The organism is Mucilaginibacter sp. PPCGB 2223, assembly GCF_001705515.1.
In the GTDB taxonomy this organism is placed as follows: Bacteria; Bacteroidota; Bacteroidia; order Sphingobacteriales; family Sphingobacteriaceae; genus Mucilaginibacter.
In genome coordinates this window covers 309,145-328,544 of record NZ_MDJS01000004.1, presented here as the reverse complement: position 1 = coordinate 328,544, position 19,400 = coordinate 309,145, and the positions used below count along the sequence as shown (strand labels likewise).

The 19,400-nt window shown below is 46.9% G+C and carries 13 protein-coding genes; 10 read left to right on the top strand and 3 right to left on the bottom strand.

The features are described 5' to 3' along the window. Positions 1-65 precede the first annotated feature (65 nt). Positions 66-1,724, top strand: a complete 1,659-nt coding sequence (locus tag BEL04_RS19800) for an NAD+ synthase (RefSeq protein WP_066007306.1) — start codon at positions 66-68, stop codon at positions 1,722-1,724. Positions 1,725-1,733: 9 nt separating this feature from the next. Here BEL04_RS19800 and BEL04_RS19795 read toward each other — a convergent pair whose 3' ends face one another. Next, the gene (locus BEL04_RS19795) at positions 1,734-2,174 is read right to left on the bottom strand and encodes a carboxypeptidase regulatory-like domain-containing protein (RefSeq protein WP_139113121.1); all 441 of its coding nucleotides are present in this window, start codon (positions 2,172-2,174) and stop codon (positions 1,734-1,736) included. A gap of 120 nt (positions 2,175-2,294) precedes the next feature. On the opposite strand from BEL04_RS19795, the gene BEL04_RS19790 reads away from it, so the two are divergent. Further along, a complete protein-coding gene (locus tag BEL04_RS19790; RefSeq protein WP_175404119.1) occupies positions 2,295-6,008 on the top strand; it encodes a S8 family serine peptidase in 3,714 nt (1,237 codons plus the stop codon). A gap of 52 nt (positions 6,009-6,060) precedes the next feature. On the opposite strand, the gene BEL04_RS19785 is transcribed toward BEL04_RS19790, so the two are convergent. Next, complete coding sequence (locus BEL04_RS19785; RefSeq protein ID WP_066006729.1) at positions 6,061-6,552, bottom strand: hypothetical protein; 492 nt, start codon at positions 6,550-6,552, stop codon at positions 6,061-6,063. Positions 6,553-6,791: 239 nt separating this feature from the next. Between BEL04_RS19785 and BEL04_RS19780 the strand changes: the two genes are divergently transcribed. Together BEL04_RS19780 and ggt are read left to right on the top strand one after the other, a co-directional pair. Further along, positions 6,792-8,567, top strand: coding sequence for a long-chain fatty acid--CoA ligase (locus BEL04_RS19780; RefSeq protein WP_066006727.1), 1,776 nt, complete (start codon positions 6,792-6,794; stop codon positions 8,565-8,567). Next, positions 8,560-10,275, top strand: a complete 1,716-nt coding sequence (ggt, locus tag BEL04_RS19775; RefSeq protein ID WP_066006725.1) for a gamma-glutamyltransferase — start codon at positions 8,560-8,562, stop codon at positions 10,273-10,275. Before BEL04_RS19780 ends, ggt begins: the two co-directional genes overlap by 8 nt. A 148-nt stretch (positions 10,276-10,423) precedes the next feature. Here ggt and BEL04_RS19770 read toward each other — a convergent pair whose 3' ends face one another. Continuing rightward, the gene (locus BEL04_RS19770) at positions 10,424-11,641 is read right to left on the bottom strand and encodes a PQQ-binding-like beta-propeller repeat protein (RefSeq protein ID WP_066006722.1); all 1,218 of its coding nucleotides are present in this window, start codon (positions 11,639-11,641) and stop codon (positions 10,424-10,426) included. A 366-nt stretch (positions 11,642-12,007) separates the two neighbouring features. On the opposite strand from BEL04_RS19770, the gene BEL04_RS19765 reads away from it, so the two are divergent. The 6 genes from BEL04_RS19765 to BEL04_RS19735 all read left to right on the top strand — a co-directional run bounded on the left by BEL04_RS19765 (position 12,008) and on the right by BEL04_RS19735 (position 19,371). Then, positions 12,008-12,442, top strand: a complete 435-nt coding sequence (locus BEL04_RS19765) for a MarR family winged helix-turn-helix transcriptional regulator (RefSeq protein ID WP_066006720.1) — start codon at positions 12,008-12,010, stop codon at positions 12,440-12,442. A 57-nt stretch (positions 12,443-12,499) separates the two neighbouring features. Continuing rightward, complete coding sequence (locus BEL04_RS19760) at positions 12,500-14,905, top strand: 3-hydroxyacyl-CoA dehydrogenase/enoyl-CoA hydratase family protein (protein ID WP_066006718.1); 2,406 nt, start codon at positions 12,500-12,502, stop codon at positions 14,903-14,905. A 35-nt stretch (positions 14,906-14,940) separates the two neighbouring features. After that, entirely contained in the window at positions 14,941-15,297 is a 357-nt protein-coding gene (locus tag BEL04_RS19755; RefSeq protein WP_066006717.1) for a four helix bundle protein, read from the top strand. A gap of 35 nt (positions 15,298-15,332) precedes the next feature. Next, positions 15,333-16,511 carry an acetyl-CoA C-acyltransferase gene (locus BEL04_RS19750; protein WP_066006716.1) on the top strand — a complete coding sequence of 393 codons (1,179 nt, stop codon included), beginning with the start codon at positions 15,333-15,335 and terminating at the stop codon, positions 16,509-16,511. Between the two features lie 147 nt (positions 16,512-16,658). Next, on the top strand, positions 16,659-18,449 hold the full coding sequence (locus BEL04_RS19745) for an acyl-CoA dehydrogenase family protein (protein WP_066006715.1): 1,791 nt from the start codon (positions 16,659-16,661) through the stop codon (positions 18,447-18,449). A 427-nt stretch (positions 18,450-18,876) separates the two neighbouring features. After that, positions 18,877-19,371, top strand: a complete 495-nt coding sequence (locus BEL04_RS19735; RefSeq protein ID WP_066006711.1) for an FKBP-type peptidyl-prolyl cis-trans isomerase — start codon at positions 18,877-18,879, stop codon at positions 19,369-19,371. Positions 19,372-19,400: the final 29 nt, after the last annotated feature.

Below are 19,400 nucleotides of genomic sequence, written 5' to 3'. Positions count from 1 at the left end.
ACACAAAATTATATTTAAAAACTGATTTTTGCCGGTACTATTGTTCACTACCTTGAATATATATGATCAAAATAGCGTTAGCACAGCTTAATTATCACGTTGGGAACTTTGAATCGAACACCAATAAAATTATAAATACCATACGGGCTGCCCAAAAAAATGGCGCCGACCTGGTTGTGTTTGCCGAGCTGTGTGTTTGCGGCTACCCTGCCCGCGATTTTTTGGAGTTCAAAGAATTTATTGGCCTTTGCGAAGAATCGGCAAAACAGATTGCTGCCGAATGTACCGATGTTGCCTGTATTATCGGGTTGCCAACTTATAATTTAAAAGACGAAGGTAAGGATCTGTTTAACTCTGCCTATTTTATTGCCGATGGGCAGGTGAAAGCTATCGTGAATAAAGCATTGCTGCCAAACTACGATGTATTTGACGAGTACCGTTATTTTGAACCCGAAACCGATTTTAACTGCATCGATTTTAAGGGGCATCGTATAGCGCTGACGATATGCGAAGATTTGTGGAACACGATCGAAAATCCGCTCTATATTACCCGGCCAATGGACAAGCTGATTGAGCAGAAGCCCGATGTAATGATCAATATAGCAGCATCGCCGTTTGCGTATAACCACGACGAGGAGCGTATCGACATCTTAAGCAATAACGCCAAACAGTATCAAATGCCGCTGTTTTACATTAACCAGGTAGGCGCTCAAACCGAGCTGATATTCGATGGCGGATCGCTTGTGTTTGATGCGACCGGGACCCTGATCGATGAATTACCTTATTTTAAAGAACATATTGCCTATTACCAGGTTGATAAAAAAGATGATGGGTCGGTAGTGAGCTTCGGGCATGCTACAGGAATAAAACCACAACGTGCGACGGATATTGAACAGATACACGAAGGCTTGTTACTGGGTATACGCGACTATTTTTATAAATCGGGATTTACCAAAGCCATACTGGGTTTATCGGGTGGGATAGACTCGGCAGTGGTATGCGCGCTTGCCGCAGAAGCTTTAGGCCCCGAAAATGTGATGGCAGTGCTGCTGCCGTCAAAGTATTCGACAGACCATTCTATTACCGACGCTGAAGATCTGGTAAAGAATTTAGGATGCAAAAGCGAAACTATTGCGATAAAAGATGTAACCGATGCTTTTGAGGCTGCTTTGCACCCGCAATTTGCAGGCTTGCCATTTAACATTGCCGAAGAAAATATTCAATCGCGCAGCCGGGCGGTATTATTGATGGCCATGAGTAACAAATTTGGTTATATACTGCTCAACACTTCTAATAAAAGCGAAGCGGCGGTAGGGTACGGAACATTGTATGGCGATATGTGCGGCGGTATTTCGGTTTTGGGAGATGTTTATAAAACCCAGGTTTACGAGTTGGCACATCATATCAATAAAGACCGCGAGATCATACCGGTAAACTCGATAGTGAAACCGCCATCGGCCGAATTGAGGCCAGGGCAGAAAGATTCGGATTCGCTGCCTGAATACGATATACTGGATACCATTTTGCTGGAATACATCGAAAACCGTAAATCATCCACCGAAATTATTGCAATGGGTTACGAGGAGGCCGTAGTAAAACGTATTATTAAACTGGTTAACAGCGCCGAGCATAAACGTTATCAAACGCCACCGATATTAAGGGTTTCGCCAAAGGCATTCGGAATGGGCCGACGGATGCCTATCGTGGGTAAATATCTATCGTAGCAACTTTGCTTAGTAAAAAGCTAAGTTATTGATCACGATATTGCACTTGCTTACGCTATCTTTTTTTACCTCAACCATGTTGATGTTTCCTTTATCATCGAGTAGATTTGCAAACAGGCCGCCCTCGGTTTCGACAAAAACAGAATATTTACCGGTTGGAAGCGCTACGGCGTACCGGCCCGTAGTGTCGCTTTTTGTTTTGGCTATCAGCTTGGTTTTGATGTGATTGTACAAGGTGCCATTAGCTATGGCGTCCGTTCGGCGCGTTAATTCGTAAATAAAAATATTGCGGGCCACTGGTGTGCCGTTGCTAACCGGACGACCGGGAGATGGCATTGCATTACCTGTTTTTAACAAAATTGTACCGCTGATGCCTTGCTTAATACGCGTCGCCTGGTTAGCAAAAGCAAAAGAAGTAAGCAACATCATAAATAATAATTTTTTTTTCATACCTTTCATACTAATATAACGTTTTACATTTTTATTATTCTCTGTTAAATTAAACTGTTAAACTTTGACTGCAGGTTATATATGAAGAAACTTTACTCTTTATCTTTTTTATTGTTAATAATGTTTGTTTTTGGTGCCGGGAATGCGTTTTCGCAGGACCTGGTAACAGACGCGATAAAAAAAGAACATTTGACGGATCTGTCGAAAACTTTAAATACCACCTACCAGGAAAAACACAAACGCGCGCTCGAACTGGCCAAACAAAAAGGCTGGCCGGTATTTAAAACTGCGCCGCAGGGTGTTGTGTTGGTATTGGATGGGGTTAACGAACTTGGTTTCCCCGTTTATCTTAAAACAAACGATAACGTGATTGCGGCAGCAACCACCCGCACCAATACCGTACAACCCGGAGGCGCCCTTAATCTGAACCTGGATGGGTCGACCGCGGGCTTGGTTAATAAATTGGCTATTTGGGATGGTAGTACCGTGTATGCAGCTCATCAGGAGTTTGCCGGCAAGAATATCGTCAACAAGGATAATTCGACGGCAGCAGTTATCGATCATTCGACCCACGTAGCGGGTACCATGATAGCTAAAGGGGTGTACGCGCCGGCCAAGGGCATGTCATTCGGGGCAACATCATTGTTATCTTACGATTTTAATAACGAGCTATCCGAAATTGCGGCCGCAGCATCGGGCCTGCTCATTTCAAACCATTCGTATGGTTATACTTTTGGCTGGAACTATACAGGCACAAGGTGGGAGTGGTACGGTTTACCGGGAGACTCGGAAGATTATAACTTTGGGCAGTATAACTCTACTTCTATCGCCTTAGATCAGACAGCGGTTGCGGCTCCGCTTTATTTGATGGTGTTTGCGGCCGGTAATGCACGTGGTTATAATGGTCCGGCGGTGGGCTCAACCTATTATGGGTATACCAGCCGTACCGATCAGACAATAGTAAATAAAGGGCCGCGCCCGGCCAACCTCAGCAGCCAGCTAACCTACGATAATCTTGATTCGCATGCGGTAGCAAAAAACGTGTTGACAGTTGGTGCAGTAAACCAGTTGCCGAACGGCCCGAGCGGGAGCAGCTCGGTTCAAATGTCATCTTTTAGCAGCTGGGGCCCGACTGACGACGGCAGGGTAAAACCCGATATCTGTGGCATGGGGGTTAATGTGCTTTCGTCAATTACAACTGCTACAAATGCTTATGGCGTGCTTTCAGGTACATCAATGGCAACACCAAATGTCAGCGGCTCGCTATACTTATTGCAGGAGTACTATACAAAAAAGTATGCCAGCTTCATGAATGCATCCACCTTAAAGGGTTTGGTGTGCCATACTGCACTCGATGCAGGTAACCCCGGCCCCGATTATGTGTATGGCTGGGGCTTACTGGATATGGGCGCGGCAGCACAGGCCATTACCGATAACGGGACAAAAAGCATGATTGCCGAGAAGACATTGACGCAGGGGCAGACTCAAACTTATAATGTTGTGGCATCGGGCAATGGTGCGTTAATGGCAACAATATGCTGGACAGACCCGGCCGGTACAGCAAACGCAGTAGGTGTAATAAACGATCGTACCCCGAAACTGGTTAACGACCTGGATATCAGGATTACCGATGGCACAACAACTTTTAAGCCATGGGTGCTGGACCCGAATTCGCCATCGACTAATGCAACAACCGGCGATAATACCCGCGATAATGTTGAACAGGTATATGTGCAAGGCACTATTCCGGGCAAAGCTTACACGATAACGGTAACCCACAAAGGTACGCTTACCTTTACCAGCCAGCCTTACTCGCTAATTGTGACAGGTATCGGAGGCTCTGTGTATTGTGCATCTGCTCCTGCATCGAACGCAGATTCGAAAATTACCAACGTAACCCTTGCCGATCTGAATTATACTTCGCCAACCGGATGTACCACCTATACTAATAATACAAGCATGGTTGCATCTCTTGAACAAGGTAAAACTTATGCTCTGAGCATATCTTTAGGTACTTGCGGCTCAAATTTTAACAAGATAGTTAAAGCCTATATCGATTGGAACGGTAATGGCACCTTCGATAGCAACGAACTGGTAGCAACGTCGGGAGTATACGCGGCTAATGGTGTTTTTACCACAAATATTACGGTGCCTACCACAGTTACACCGGGTAATTTAAGTGCAATGCGCCTGGTGTTGAGCGAAACTACCGATCCGGCAACTATCAGCGCGTGCGGTTCGTACGCAAAAGGTGAAACCCAGGACTATACAGTGAAATTTTTACAAGCGAGCATTGATGCGGGCGTGATAGCGGTAAATAGCCCCGCTGTCAGCGGGACCTGTGCATCGGCAACCAGCCCGGTATCTGTTAAGATCAAAAACTTCGGAACAACGACGTTAAGTAACATCCCGGTAACGGTAACCATAACACCAACCGCAGGAGGCGCTGTAACCACATTGAACGAAGTTTATGCCGGGCCGCTAACCGCAGGTTCGCAAGCCGATTTTCAACTATCGGGAACATTTAACGCAGTGGCCGGCGCAAGCTATTCAGTTACCGCGGCATCGAATCTGAGTACCGATTTGAACAGCACCAATAACCAGGTAACGGCCAATGAAGTGATCAATACCGTGCCGGTAATATCGTCGGCACTGGCCTCGTATTGTACCGACCTAAAACTTTATAATTTAAGCGGAACCGCAAACGGAACTATTTTCTGGTACAAAAATATAGGCGACGCCCTGCCTTTTACTGCCGGTGCAAGCGTAAATACAACAGTAGCGCCGGTTAACAACGTTTATTATGCCGGGGTTAACGATTTTAGCGGTACAATTGGTCCGCCAACTAAAAACACATTTACTGCCGGCGGATACAACCAATATACGCCTGCCGTTTACATCAGTACAAAAGTTCCTATCCTTATTCAGAGTGCAAAATTGTATATAGGCAACCCGGGCACCATTGTGTTTTCGGTGACTAATTCAAGCGGCATTACGGTTTCGACGACCACATTAAACGTTACTGCTACACGAACTGTGGCCGCTGCAGGAGATCAGCCGGATGATCCAAATGATCAGGGTAAAGTTTATCAGCTCAACCTGGCTTTGCCAACTGCGGGTACTTATTCCATCAACGTAAGCTATCCGGACGCGGCTACTATCTACCGTAACAACGGCGGTGTAACGGGCTATCCTTTTACCCTGAACGGTATCTTTAGCATTACGGGCAATAGTGCAACCTCGGCAACCAATCCATCAGATACTACATACTACAGAAACTTTTATTACTTTTTCTACAATATGCAGGTTAAGAGCCTTGATTGTGTTGGCGGGCCAAGGATAGCTGTTAATTTTGCCAAGCCTGCCATAACATTAAATGGCACAAAGCTTACATCAAATTTTACATCAAATAACCAATGGTACCTAAATGGGATACTTATTCCGGGCGCTACCAGCCAAACCTATACGCCCCTGGTAAGCGGTATATACCGTGTTGACGTAACAACGGTCAGTGGTTGTGTATCCAAATCAGACGATTTTAGTTTTGTATTGCCCGCAACAAGTACCGGCGACGGCTCGGACATATCATTGGCCGTCTTCCCGGTTCCGGCAAGCACGCAACTGCATATAGCCTTTGTTGCTACAAAGAGCGAACCGCTTACGCTGATGATCAAAAATGCGATAGGCCAAAGTGTTTTCTCCAGCACGCAGCAGCTACCGCAGGGGCCATTTAATACTATTGTGAATGTAGCTAACCTGCCGGATGGGGTGTATTTCTTGCAGCTGAAGATAGACGATAAAACTTATGTACGACGAATAACCGTACTCAAATAACAAAAAGGCTCCCCGGTACCAGGGAGCCTTTTTGTTTGCATCGTGCCGAACTTCAAAGCGTGTATTTGATACCAAGGCCCGGAGCCAGATCGAAGAACGGACCGGAAGCCAATTCGATGCGCGGGTTAAGATCGAGGCTGATCGCGATAGGCGACTTCGGGATCACATATTCCAAACCAACAACGGCATCGGCTCCAAGCAAAAGAGAGTTACCATTGTAATCCTGGCTGCTGCTGCCTATACGTTGATACGAGCTGCTGATAGAACCGATGTGAGCGCCGGCGCCATAATAAAATTTAAGCTCGGCAAGGTCGAACGCGGTTTGATTGATCTCGTACAATCCGGTAAAAACGATACCGTGCGAACGGAACCCTAATACACCTTCGAGCGAGATATCTTTGGTCGAGAAATATTTAGCCGAAATGCCATTTTCGTAACCGCCGAATTTGAGGCCAAAGGCGGTTTGATAGGTTTGCGCGCTTACAGATTGTGCAGCAAATAAGAACAGGTTAAATACGATTAAACAAGGTAGTAGCTTTTTCATAATAGCGTTTTAGTTGAACTGCGGCAAAGAAACAAATTTTCTGCCATCAGCCACAAAAACGTTACAAAACAGTAATAAGTATTGGGCCTCCCCGTTTTTTGTAAAAAAATATCTATGCATGCATAATATTTTTAAAACTCCCTTGTTATAAAAAGTATTATATTATACCTTTGGTAAGGATGGTATAAAAACCGTACTGCCGACCGTTTAAACCGATTTTGAACTTAAATTTTACTACCATGGCCATCACCCGGGTTTTTGATCTGCTACCGTACAATCTGGAAAAATTTCCGAAGGCCGATATGCTTGCGCATAAAGAATCGGGTGTATGGAGCAGGTATGCAACACAGCAGGTTGCCGAAACGATTGACTATGTGAGTTACGGTCTGTTATCCATCGGCATTCAAAAAAATGATAAAGTGGCTATCATGTCGCCCAACCGGCCCGAATGGAATTTTTGCGATTTCGGTATTATGCAGATAGGCGCCACCCAGGTACCGATGTACCCAACCCTGGCCGACGCCGATATCGAATACATTTTAAAAGATGCCGGTATCAAGCTCATTTTTGTATCCGACAAGGATATCTGTACCAAAATAAGCCAGGTGAAAGCTAAAACCGGCGTTGAACTGGAGATATACAGCTACGAAAAGATATCCGGAGTTAAACACTGGCTCGAGATTGTGGAAGCCGGTAAGGCGAACCAGCAACCCGACCTGGATGCTTACCGGGCAAGTGTACAACCCGACGACCTGCTGACCCTGATCTATACATCGGGTACAACAGGCACGCCAAAAGGAGTGATGCTGACCCATGGTAACCTGGTAAGCAACGTGCTCGAATCATCCAAACTCTACCCTAAAGAAATAAACCGGGCTTTGAGCTTTTTGCCCATGAGCCATATTTTTGAGCGCATGGTGATCTACATGTATATCTACCTCGGTATCTCCATTTATTATGCCCAAAGCATGGATACCATTGTTGCCGATATGCAGGATGTTAAACCGCATTGCTTTACTACGGTACCGCGCCTGTTAGAAAAGGTTTATGACAGGATCGTGGCCAAAGGCAGTGAGCTGACCGGCGCCAAACGGGCAATTTTTGACTGGGCGCTGAAACTGGGGTTGAAATACGAGCTCGACGGCGCCAATGGCTGGTGGTACGAAACACAGTTGAAGATTGCCCGTAAACTGGTATTCAGCAAATGGCGCGAGGCGCTTGGCGGCGACATTATTGCTATCGTATCGGGCGGGGCAGCGTTGCAGCCCCGTTTGGCCCGTGTGTTCTGGGCTGCCGATATCAAGGTGCTCGAAGGCTACGGCCTCACCGAAACCTCGCCGGTTATTGCTGTAAATGCGCCATTCCCCGGTCAAACCAAGCTGGGCAGCGTTGGCCCTGTTTTGAAAGGCGTTACCGTAAAAATTGCCGAAGACGGTGAACTCCTGGTAAAGGGCCCGAACGTAATGAAAGGTTATTATAACCGCCCCGATGCCACAGCCGAGGTGATCGATACCGACGGCTTTTTCCATACCGGCGACATTGGTGTGCTGCTTGATGGCAAATACCTTTGTATTACCGATCGTAAAAAAGAGATATTCAAAACTGCCGGCGGTAAATACGTAGCGCCTCAAACCCTCGAAAATAAATTTAAAGAGTCGCCGCTTATTGAGCAGATCATCGTTATCGGCGAGAACCAGCGTTTTCCGGCAGCACTCATCCTGCCCGCTTTTGATGCTTTGAAAGACTGGTGCACAAAGAAAGGTATCGCCTATACTACCCGCGAAGAGATCATCACCAATCCGCAGGTTATTGCCAAGTATCAGCGCGAGATCGACCGGTATAATGTAAACTTCGGCCATTGGGAGCAGGTAAAAAAATTTGAGCTTGTTGCTGATGAATGGTCGATAGCCGGAGGCGAGATGACACCCAAACTAAGTTTAAAGCGTAAGGTGATCTTGAAAAAATATGATAAATTAGTCGAGAAAATTTATCAGGCAGATACGCATCATGTATAAAATTCCATTCAGATCAAGATATATCATCCTGCTTGTACTGGCAGGATTTTTTTTGCCTTTGGGCTGTGTGCAAGGTCAGCTGGGGCGGAACAACGGCGACGAATTTACCAACGGCATGGTAGTTTGTGCCTACCCGGATGCTGCGCAGGTAGGCATCAATATTTTGAAAAAAGGTGGTAACGCTGTAGATGCAGCCGTTGCGGTGCAGTTCGCGCTGGCTGTTACCTATCCCGAAGCCGGTAATATCGGCGGCGGCGGGTTTATGGTGTACCGCTCGGGTAAAGGCGAAACCAATACGCTCGATTTTCGCGAAAAAGCCCCGGCTTCAGCTTCGGTAAATATGTTTTTGGATCCTGCCGGCAACGTAGTGCCAAACATGAGTATTGCCACACATCAGGCATCGGGTGTGCCGGGCAGTGTCGACGGTATGATCACCGCGCATCAGAAATATGGTAAACTCAAATGGGAAGTGCTGGTGCAACCGGCCATCGATCTGGCCCGCGATGGTTTCAAGATCACCAAAAAACTGGCCGATGCGCTCAACGCATCGCAAAAAGATTTCAAAGAACGCAACCCCGGCAAAACCTATCTCATTAAAGACACGCCCTGGAAAGAAGGCGACCTGCTGGTGCAGAAAGACCTCGCCAAAACCCTCGAGCTGATCCGCGATAAGGGCCGCGCCGGTTTTTACGAGGGCGCCGTTGCCGATAGCCTGGTTGCCGAAATGCAGGCCGGCAAAGGTATGGTCACTAAGGCCGATCTTTCAGCTTATCACTCCGTTTGGCGTAACGCTATTGTTGGTACCTACAAAGGCTACAAAATAATTACGATGCCGCCGCCATCGAGTGGCGGCATAGCTTTGCTGCAACTGCTCAAATCGGTTGAACCCTATCCCATCAAACAATGGGGTTTCAATAAGGATTCAACTATCCAGCTGATGGCCGAAGCCGAGCGCCGGGTATATGCCGACCGTTCCAAATACCTGGGCGACCCCGATTTTTACAAAGTACCGGTCGACAGCCTGCTCAATCCGGCCTATGTTACATCGCGCATGAAAACCTTTAGCCTTGCGGCCGCTACGCCCAGTACGGCTATTCAGCCAGGCTCGTTTGTGGGCTATGAAAGCGATCAGACTACTCATTATTCCATCGTCGACCGTGATGGCAACGCGGTTTCTGTAACCACCACATTGAACGGCGGCTTCGGTTCCAAAATATTTGTCAAGGGCGCCGGCTTTTTACTCAACAATGAGATGGACGATTTCAGCGCCAAACCCGGCGTTCCAAATATGTTTGGTTTGATAGGCGGTAAAGCCAACGCGATACAACCCGGCAAACGCATGTTGTCATCCATGACGCCCACCATCATCGAAAAGGACGGTAAGCTGTTCATGGTGGTAGGTACGCCCGGCGGCTCAACCATCATCACCTCGGTTTTTCAAACCATCCTCAACGTTATCGAGTTTGACCAAAGCATGCAAAAGGCCGTCAGCTCAAAACGCTTTCACCACCAATGGCTGCCCGATCAGGTCGACTTTGAAAAAGGGGCCATAGATAGCCTTGCACAGATCCGTCTTACCCAAAAAGGTTACAAACTGGTACAGCGCAAAAGTACCAGCGGCCGGGTAGATGCCATATTGCTTACCCAATGGGGCTACTACGAAGGCGGCGCCGACCCGAGGGGGGATGATACCAAGATAGGGTGGTAAAAGTGGGTATTTTGAGTTTAGTATCAAGTCGCAAGTATCAGGTATCAAGTATTTGATTTTCCTCTTGTCTTGCTACTTGATACTAACTACTTGATACTTTCAACACACATGGGTATTTATGGGTATTTTCAAAGAACGCTCCTCAAAATCACGAAGTCAAACAATACACATTACCATCCATACTGGTAAACACAATGTAATGCTGTGCAATACAAGGCTGCGAAAAAACCGAACCCAATTGGTATAACGATCGCAATTGCCCGTGTTCGGCGGTAAATATTTGGCCGATATCATCGCGGTAATCATCATTTTCCTTTAGGTAGCTGAACCGGTTTTTATTATAATTATCCGTATTGAAGGACCACCTGATGCTACCGTCCTTTACCGATACGCCAAAGAGTTTGCCCATCAGCGTGCCTACGTAATACATCGAATCGGTAAAGCTGCAGGGCGCAAAAATGTTAAACCTTAAGTTGGTTTTGAGTTTAGTGGCACCCGACCGCGGGTTGATGACATGCATCTCGTAGTCATCAGATGTACCCACGTACATTACCGAATCTTTAAACTGCGGGGTAGCCATGGCCCAGCCGCGCGGGAAAGGCCTGTTCCAGCGGCAGTAACCGCCGTCTTCATCAATAGCATACAAATTATAATCACGGCTGCCCACGTATACCAGTCCGTTAAACACCGCAGGCGAGCCTTGCATCTCACCTTTGGGGAAATAATTATGCCCGACCGATTTGAACTTCCAGATCAACTGCCCATTGGCCGCATCGAGCGCATAAAAGTACCCGTCGAACGAGCCGATAAACAATTTGCCTTTATCAATGGCAGGCGTGGCATGTACCACCGAGCCTGTTTTAAATTGCCACCGCAGGCTGCCGTTGCCGGCGTTTAAGGCATAAACGTTTCCATCGCCCGAGCCGAAATAAACCCAGCCATCTGCCACTATGGGCGACGATTGGTAGTAATCGGCAAAGCTAAACAACTCGTACTGCCGCTCTCCCCTGGTTTTAAATGTCCACAACGTTTTGCCGCTGCGTTTGTCAAGGCAATAAAACAAACCGTCGCCGCTAACAAACATCAGGCTGTTTTTGTAAATGCAGGCCGTCGACCGTATCTGCCCGCCGGTTTTGAATTTCCAGCTCATTTTACCCGTCACCAGGTTAAGCGCATATAAATTGCCATCCAGGCTGCCGATATAAACAGTCGTTCCCTCAGCCACCGGCGAGGCCATTACCGCGCTGTCGGTCTTAAACTTCCAGGCTAATGAGGGTAGTTTGGCAAAATCAATATGACTGGTGTTTTGAGGTTTTGCAGCAAGAGCTGCAAACAATACTGCGAGAGTTATAAACAGGTGTTTCATTTAAAAAGGGCTAATTATAACTAATTTACGGAGCTTTTTGGCCGTAAATGATTTTGTTCCCGAAAAAGTGACTTTGACACACTGATAATCAATGCCGATCAGGGCACATGGGTATTTATGGGTGTTCTGCAAAAAACTTCCCATTCAATCCTTCGCAAGCACACAGGGGGGAAATTGTAGGAAAAATTCGCAACCTTTGCCGGTATCATCACCAACGTACATAAAAGCTCCGGTTAAAGGAGCTCCTTTAAATATACATAAAATTTAACCGAATATCAAGTTTTACCAGCCAAAACTTTTTCTCAAAATTATGCTTGCATACTAAATTTCTACTCCATATATTTGTTATGCTTGCATAGTAAATTAATGAAACACCAGGAAACCACCGATTATTTTTTAAAGATAGTATGGCAAACGGTAGCAAACCGTTACAACCAGTTGGCAGCCGAGTTTGGCATCACCCAATCCATCGGTTACCTGTTAATTAATATCGACGATAAAGAGGGTACCACTGTTACCGAAGTGGCCGGCCTGCTGGGTTTAAAATCAACCAGCTTATCGCGGATGCTGAGCAACCTGGAGGATATGGGCCTCATCTACCGCGAATCGAACCAGGGCGATAAACGCTCGGTAAAGATACAACTGACCGACCTGGGTAAAGAAAAACGCCACCTGGCCCGTGTTGTGGTGCGTAAATTTAACGACTACCTGGATGCCCACATCAGCGACGGCGAAAAACAGCAACTGATCGATACGCTTAAAAAGATCAACCAACTGACCATTGATTATAAACCCGAATAAAAATTCCTCTTTATAAGTCCTCCCTCCCGGGGAGGATTTAGGAGGGGCTTATTTACCATGAAAAGAATAATAAAAAAAGTAGCGGTTTTAGGTTCGGGTGTGATGGGCTCGCGCATTGCCTGCCACTTCGCCAATATCGGCGTTGAGGTATTATTGCTGGATATCGCACCCAAAGAATTACTCCCCGATGAACAGGCCAAAGGTTTGGCTTTGGATAACCCTAAAGTTAAAAACCGCATCGTCAATGCTGCCTTAGATACCGCCGCCAAATCGAACCCTTCACCGCTATTTACTAAAGCTGTTTTGAACAGGATCACCACCGGCAACTTTGACGATAACATGAAGGATATTGCCGGTTGCGACTGGACTATCGAGGTTGTTGTTGAAAACCTCGATATCAAAAAGAAAGTGTACGACCAGGTCGAAAAATTCCGCAAGCCGGGTACGCTGATCACTTCAAACACCTCAGGTATTCCGATCCATTTAATGGCCGAAGGCCGGAGCGACGATTTTAAGGCGCACTTTTGCGGAACGCACTTTTTTAACCCGCCGCGCTACTTACGTTTGTTAGAGATTATCCCGACACCTTCAACTTCGCCCGAAGTAATCGATTTTGTGATGCACTACGGCGACAAATTTTTAGGTAAGACGACGGTTTTATGTAAAGACACGCCGGCATTCATCGCCAACCGTGTTGGGGTTTACTCCATCATGGCGCTGCTGCACCTGGTCGAAAAAATGGATCTGACGGTTGAGGAAGTCGATAAATTTACCGGCCCGGCGTTGGGTCGTCCAAAGTCGGCCACTTTCCGCACCAGCGATGTGGTGGGTTTGGATACCATGATCAACGTAGCCAACGGCCTGTACAACAACCTGCCCAACGATAAAGCGCACGACCTGTTCGTGCTGCCCGACTATGTGAAAAAAATGGCCGAAAACAAATGGCTGGGCGATAAAACCAAACAGGGTTTCTACAAAAAAGTAAAAAATGCCGATGGTTCGAGCGAAATTTTGGCTTTAGATCTGAAGACCTTAGAATATAAACCGCAGATCAAGGTTAAATCGGCGACGCTCGAAGCAACCAAACCCATCGAAAATCTGCGCGAGCGGATGCGGGTTTACGCCAAAGGCACCGATAAAGCGGGCGAATTCTTCCGCACCTCGTTCTACGGCCTGTTCGAATACGTGAGCGATCGTATCCCCGAAATATCCGACGAATTGTACCGCATCGACGATGCCCTGCGTGCTGGTTTCGGTTGGGAGCTTGGTCCGTTTGAGGTTTGGGATGCGCTCGGCGTAAAAGAAACCGTTGCCGCCATGAAGGCCAAAGGCAACGAAGCCGCCGCCTGGGTACACGAAATGTTGAATGGTGGTAACGAATCGTTTTACAAGGTTGAGAACGGCGTAAAAAAGTATTACGACATCCCAACCAAAAGCTATAAGACCGTACCTGGTACCGAAAGTTTTATCATACTCGATAACATCCGCGAAAGCAAAACCGTATGGAAAAACAGCGGTACTACGCTTACCGACCTTGGTGATGGCATCCTGAACCTCGAGTTCCATACCAAAATGAACACCATTGGCGGCGAGGTTTTACAGGGTATTAATAAGGCCATCGATATTGCCGAAAAAGATTTTCGCGGCTTGGTGATCGGTAACGATGGCGCCAACTTTTCGGCTGGCGCCAATGTGGGCATGATATTTATGATGGCCGTTGAGCAGGAGTGGGACGAGATCAATATGGCCGTGGGCATGTTCCAGAAGACGTCGATGCGCATCCGTTACTCGTCGATACCGGTTGTGGCGGCTCCGTTTAATTTAGCCTTGGGCGGTGGCTGCGAGTTTTGCCTGCACGCCGACCATGTTCAGTTACACGCCGAAACCTATATGGGTTTGGTCGAATTTGGTGTAGGCCTGATCCCTGGTGGTGGCGGTACCAAGGAGTTTGCCCTGCGCGCTTCGGATGCGTTTACTGAAGGGCAGATCGAGCAAAACGTATTGAAAGACCGTTTCCTCACCATCGGTATGGCCAAAGTGTCCACTTCGGCGCCCGAAGCTTACGACCTGGGTTACCTGCTGAAAGATAAATACTCCATCAGCATGAACCGCAGCCGATTGATAGCCGATGCGAAAGAAAAAGCCATCGAACTGGCCGATGCCGGGTACACGCAGCCATCACACCGTAAAGATATTAAGGTGCTGGGCAAGTCGGGACTGGGCATGGTTTACATTGGGGCAAATTCGATGTACTCTGGCCATTATATCTCCGAGCACGATAAAAAGATATCCGAAAAGTTAGGTTATGTGATGTGCGGCGGCGACCTGTCATCGCCAACCCTGGTAACCGAGCAATACCTGCTCGACCTGGAGCGCGAAGCATTTTTGAGCCTATGTGGAGAGAGGAAGACGTTGGAGAGAATACAGAGTATACTAACGAAAGGTAAAACGTTACGGAATTAGTACTGAGTATTTAGTACATAGTATTTAGATGGAGGATGCATAAATACAAAGAGCTGATAGTTTGGAAAAAATCGATAACGCTTGTAACTGAAATTTATCTGGTAACAGGTTCTTTTCCTGACAAAGAAAGATTTAACTTGATTAGCCAAATAAATAGAGCAGCGGTTTCAATTCCATCAAACATTGCCGAAGGTGCTGGTAGAAATTCAGATAAAGAGTTTATTCAGTTTTTATCAATTGCTCATGCTTCATCATACGAATTAGAAACGCAACTAATAGTCTCAAATAATTTGGGATATATTAAAAAAGAAGAGTTAAATAAATTATTGGAGAGTATAGAAGAATTACAAAAGATGAATTTCTCTTTGCAACAAAAATTGAAAAAAGTCTAACTACTCTGTACCAACTACTAAATACTTGAAAAGAGATGCAAGAAGCATATATCATAGCAGGATACCGTACCGCCGTAGGAAAGGCACCGCGCGGCGTTTTTAGGTTCACCCGTCCGGATGACCTCGCCGCAGAAGTTATCCGGGGGTTGGTGGCATCGGTGCCCGGCCTGGATAAAGAGCGTATCGATGATGTGATCGTAGGCAATGCCTCGCCCGAGGCGGAGCAAGGCTTGAACGTGGCACGCCTGATCTCGCTGATGGGGTTGGATACCGATAAAGTTCCGGGCGTCATCATGAACCGCTATTGCGCGTCCGGCCTGGAAACAATTGCTACAGCTACCGCCAAGATCCGCTCGGGTATGGCCGATTGTATCATCGCCGGTGGTGTGGAAAGCATGTCGATGATACCGATGGGCGGATGGAAGATCGTGCCGAACCCGGATATCGCGGTAACGCACCCAGATTGGTACTGGAACATGGGTCTGACAGCCGAAGAAGTGGCCAAAGTATATAAAGTTAGCCGGGAGGATCAGGATGAGTTTTCATACCAGTCGCACCAAAAAGCCATCAAAGCTATTGCCGATGGCCGGATGAAGAACGGCATCCTGCCCGTCACCGTAAAGGAAACCTACCTCGACGATAACCTGAAAAAGAAAACCCGCGAGTACGTAGTTGATACCGACGAAGGCCCGCGTGCCGATACCAGCATCGATAAGCTGGCGAAACTAAAGCCGGTATTCAGCGCCGATGGCGTGGTTACCGCTGGTAATTCATCGCAAACATCGGATGGTGCGGCATTTGTGCTGGTGGTTTCCGAAAAGCTGCTAAAAGAACTGAACGTACAACCACTGGCCCGCCTGGTAAGCTACGGCGTGGCAGGTGTGCCGCCACGCATCATGGGGATCGGCCCGATATACGCCGTACCAAAGGCATTGGCACAAGCCGGTATGAAATTGGATCAGATCGACCTGTTTGAGTTAAACGAGGCTTTCGCGTCGCAATCTTTAGCAGTTGTACGCGAATTAGGCATCGATCAAAGCAAGCTGAATGTAAATGGCGGTGCGATAGCATTGGGCCATCCGCTTGGTTGTACGGGCGCCAAGCTAACAGTGCAATTAATAAACGAGCTAAAAGAACGTAAACAAAAATACGGTATCGTAACCATGTGCGTAGGTACCGGGCAGGGTGCAGCGGGAGTTTTTGAAATATTATAGTGGTAGTATTGCGTATTGCGTTATGCGTACTGCGACGGAAAAAAATTGATACCGATAAAAAGTAAATATAAGCCATAAAAAAAACGAATGCATATTATCGTATAAGCTATCGCAATACGCAATACGCATATCTCAATACTAAAACATATGGAAACTGTAGAAAAAAAGGCGATCAAAGGCGGAGAATTCGTAATCAAAGAAACCTCCTACGAAGACATTTTTATCCCTGAGGAGTTCGACGAAGAATCGCAGATGATCAAAAAAACCTGCGAAGATTTTTTAGCCGCTGAGGTTTTACCGATCCTGGATAGGATAGACGCGCAGGAGGAAGGCTTGATGCCAACTTTAATGGATAAAGCCGGCGAGTTGGGTTTGCTGAGTGTTTCAATCCCTGAAGAATACGGCGGCTTCGGCAAAAATTTCAATACCAGTATGCTGGTGGCCGATGCTGTTGGCGCAGGCTTCTCGTTCGCGGTGGCGCTATCAGCCCACACGGGTATTGGTACCTTGCCGATTCTGTACTACGGCAACGAAGAGCAAAAACAAAAATATATCCCTAAACTGGGTACAGGCGAGTGGAAAGCAGCCTATTGCTTAACCGAACCCAATTCGGGCTCGGATGCCAACTCGGGCCGCACCAAGGCAGTATTAAGTCCGGATGGAAAACATTACCTCATCACCGGCCAAAAAATGTGGATCACCAACGGCGGTTTTGCCGATGTATTTATTGTTTTCGCCAAGATTGATAACGATGAAAACCTGAGCGCTTTTATCGTCGAAAAAACTTTCGGCGGCATTACCATGAACCCCGAAGAACATAAATTGGGTATCAAAGGCTCGTCAACCCGCCAGATTTTCTTTAACGATTGCCCTGTGCCGGTCGAAAACCTGTTATCCGAAAGGCAAAACGGTTTTAAAATTGCCGTTAACATACTCAACATCGGCCGTATCAAATTAGGTGCGGCAGCCATAGGTTCATCGCGTATGGCGTTTAACCATGCGCTCAATTATTCCAACGAGCGTATCCAGTTTAAACTGCCAATCTCAAAATTTGGCGCCATCCGTTACAAACTGGCCGAAATGGCTACCCGCATTTATGCAGTGGAGAGCGCCGCGTACCGCGCCGGGCAAAACATTGACGATGCTTACGAAGCATTGCACACCGGCGGCATGGATCTGGCGAAAGCTAAGCTCAAATCGGTTGAGCAGTTTGCCGTAGAGTGCGCCATTCTGAAAGTTTGGGGATCGGAAGCTTTAGACTATGTGGTCGACGAAGGCCTACAGGTTTACGGTGGCATGGGTTACAGCGCCGAGGCGCCAATGGAGCGTGCTTATCGCGATAGCCGTATCAACCGCATATTCGAAGGTACCAACGAGATCAACCGCATGCTGATCGTGGACATGCTGTTAAAACGTGCCATGAAAGGAGAGCTCGACCTGATGACGCCCGCCATGGCGGTTTCGGCCGAACTGATGTCGATACCTGATTTTGCCGAACCTGACGAAACGCCTTTTGCGTACGAGAAAAAGATCCTGAAGAACCTGAAGAAAACAGGTTTGATGATAGCCGGTGCTGCAGTGCAAAAACTGATGATGACCCTGGGTAAAGAACAGGAAATTTTAATGAACATTGCAGATATTATTGGTTATGTATATATTGCAGAGTCGACTATATTACGTACCGAAAAACTGGTAAAGCAACGCGGCGAAGAAGCCTGCGCTGGCCAGTTAGATATGATGCGCGTTTATCTGCACGAAGCTGCCGACCATGTGTACATTGCCGGTAAAGAAGCTTTAAACTCTTTTGCCGAGGGCGACGAATACCGGGCCATGATGGTAGGCTTAAAACGCTTTACCAAAACCGAGCCTTTTAATATCAAGGATGCAAGGCAACGTATTGCCAAACAATTGATTGAGGCTAATAAATATTGTTATTAACTGACCATTAATATATATCCAGGGCTGTTACCTGAAAAGGTAATGGCCCTTTTTGTTGTGCTTTATTTCCTCCTTGCGGAGGTCGTAGCTCATCAGATGACAGGTTGTGTTTTAAGGGCACAGGGTAAGTGCGATGCCCTCCCCTGGGAGGATGTAGGGAGGGTTTCTCCGCAGGGTATGGCGAACAAACCCCTCCCTGCCACATCACTACCTGTCGCACTCCTCCCCGAGGAGGGAACTAAACGCGAATATTTAGTTAAATGATAGGCTATTACCCGCTCGAAAGGGGGCTTAAGGTTGTGTTTTGTGACAAGCAATTCAATCTGACTTTTCTATTTCCGCAAAAACTTCACAATAAAATGTGTTAAAATATGTTAAGGTTCTGTTTTTGAATTTTAAAAGGATAAATTTGCCCTTTGAATAGTTTATGAGCAGGTTACTGTTAATTGGTTTGTTTTTATGTTGCTGTGCCGCAGCTTGTCAAAAGGTAACTACCGATGCAGAGTTGGCCCAGATACAATTGGGCAAAGATACAGTGATCATCAAAAATTACCTGGTAGCCAATAATTTGTTAAGTTCGGCTGCCCGGGATAAAACAACAGGCGAGTATTACATTATCGATACATTGGGAACCGGGGGCGCACTATTTACAAGCTCAACGCTTATTACTGTAGGTTATACGGGCAAGGTGCTTGGCAGCAGTACCTATTTTGCACAAACCAACAGTTTTCACCCGTCGTTTGCATTGGGCGGAGTGATACAAGGCTGGCAAATTGGTATACCGCACATAAAAAAGGGCGGTGTTATCCGCTTGTTTGTACCTTCGGGTTATGCTTATGGCCCATATGCACAACCGCAGTTGGGGCTGCAGGCCAATGCGATATTGGATTTTACGATTAAACTTTACGATATAACTAATTAATTACATACCAGGTTCGTGATTGAACGTGC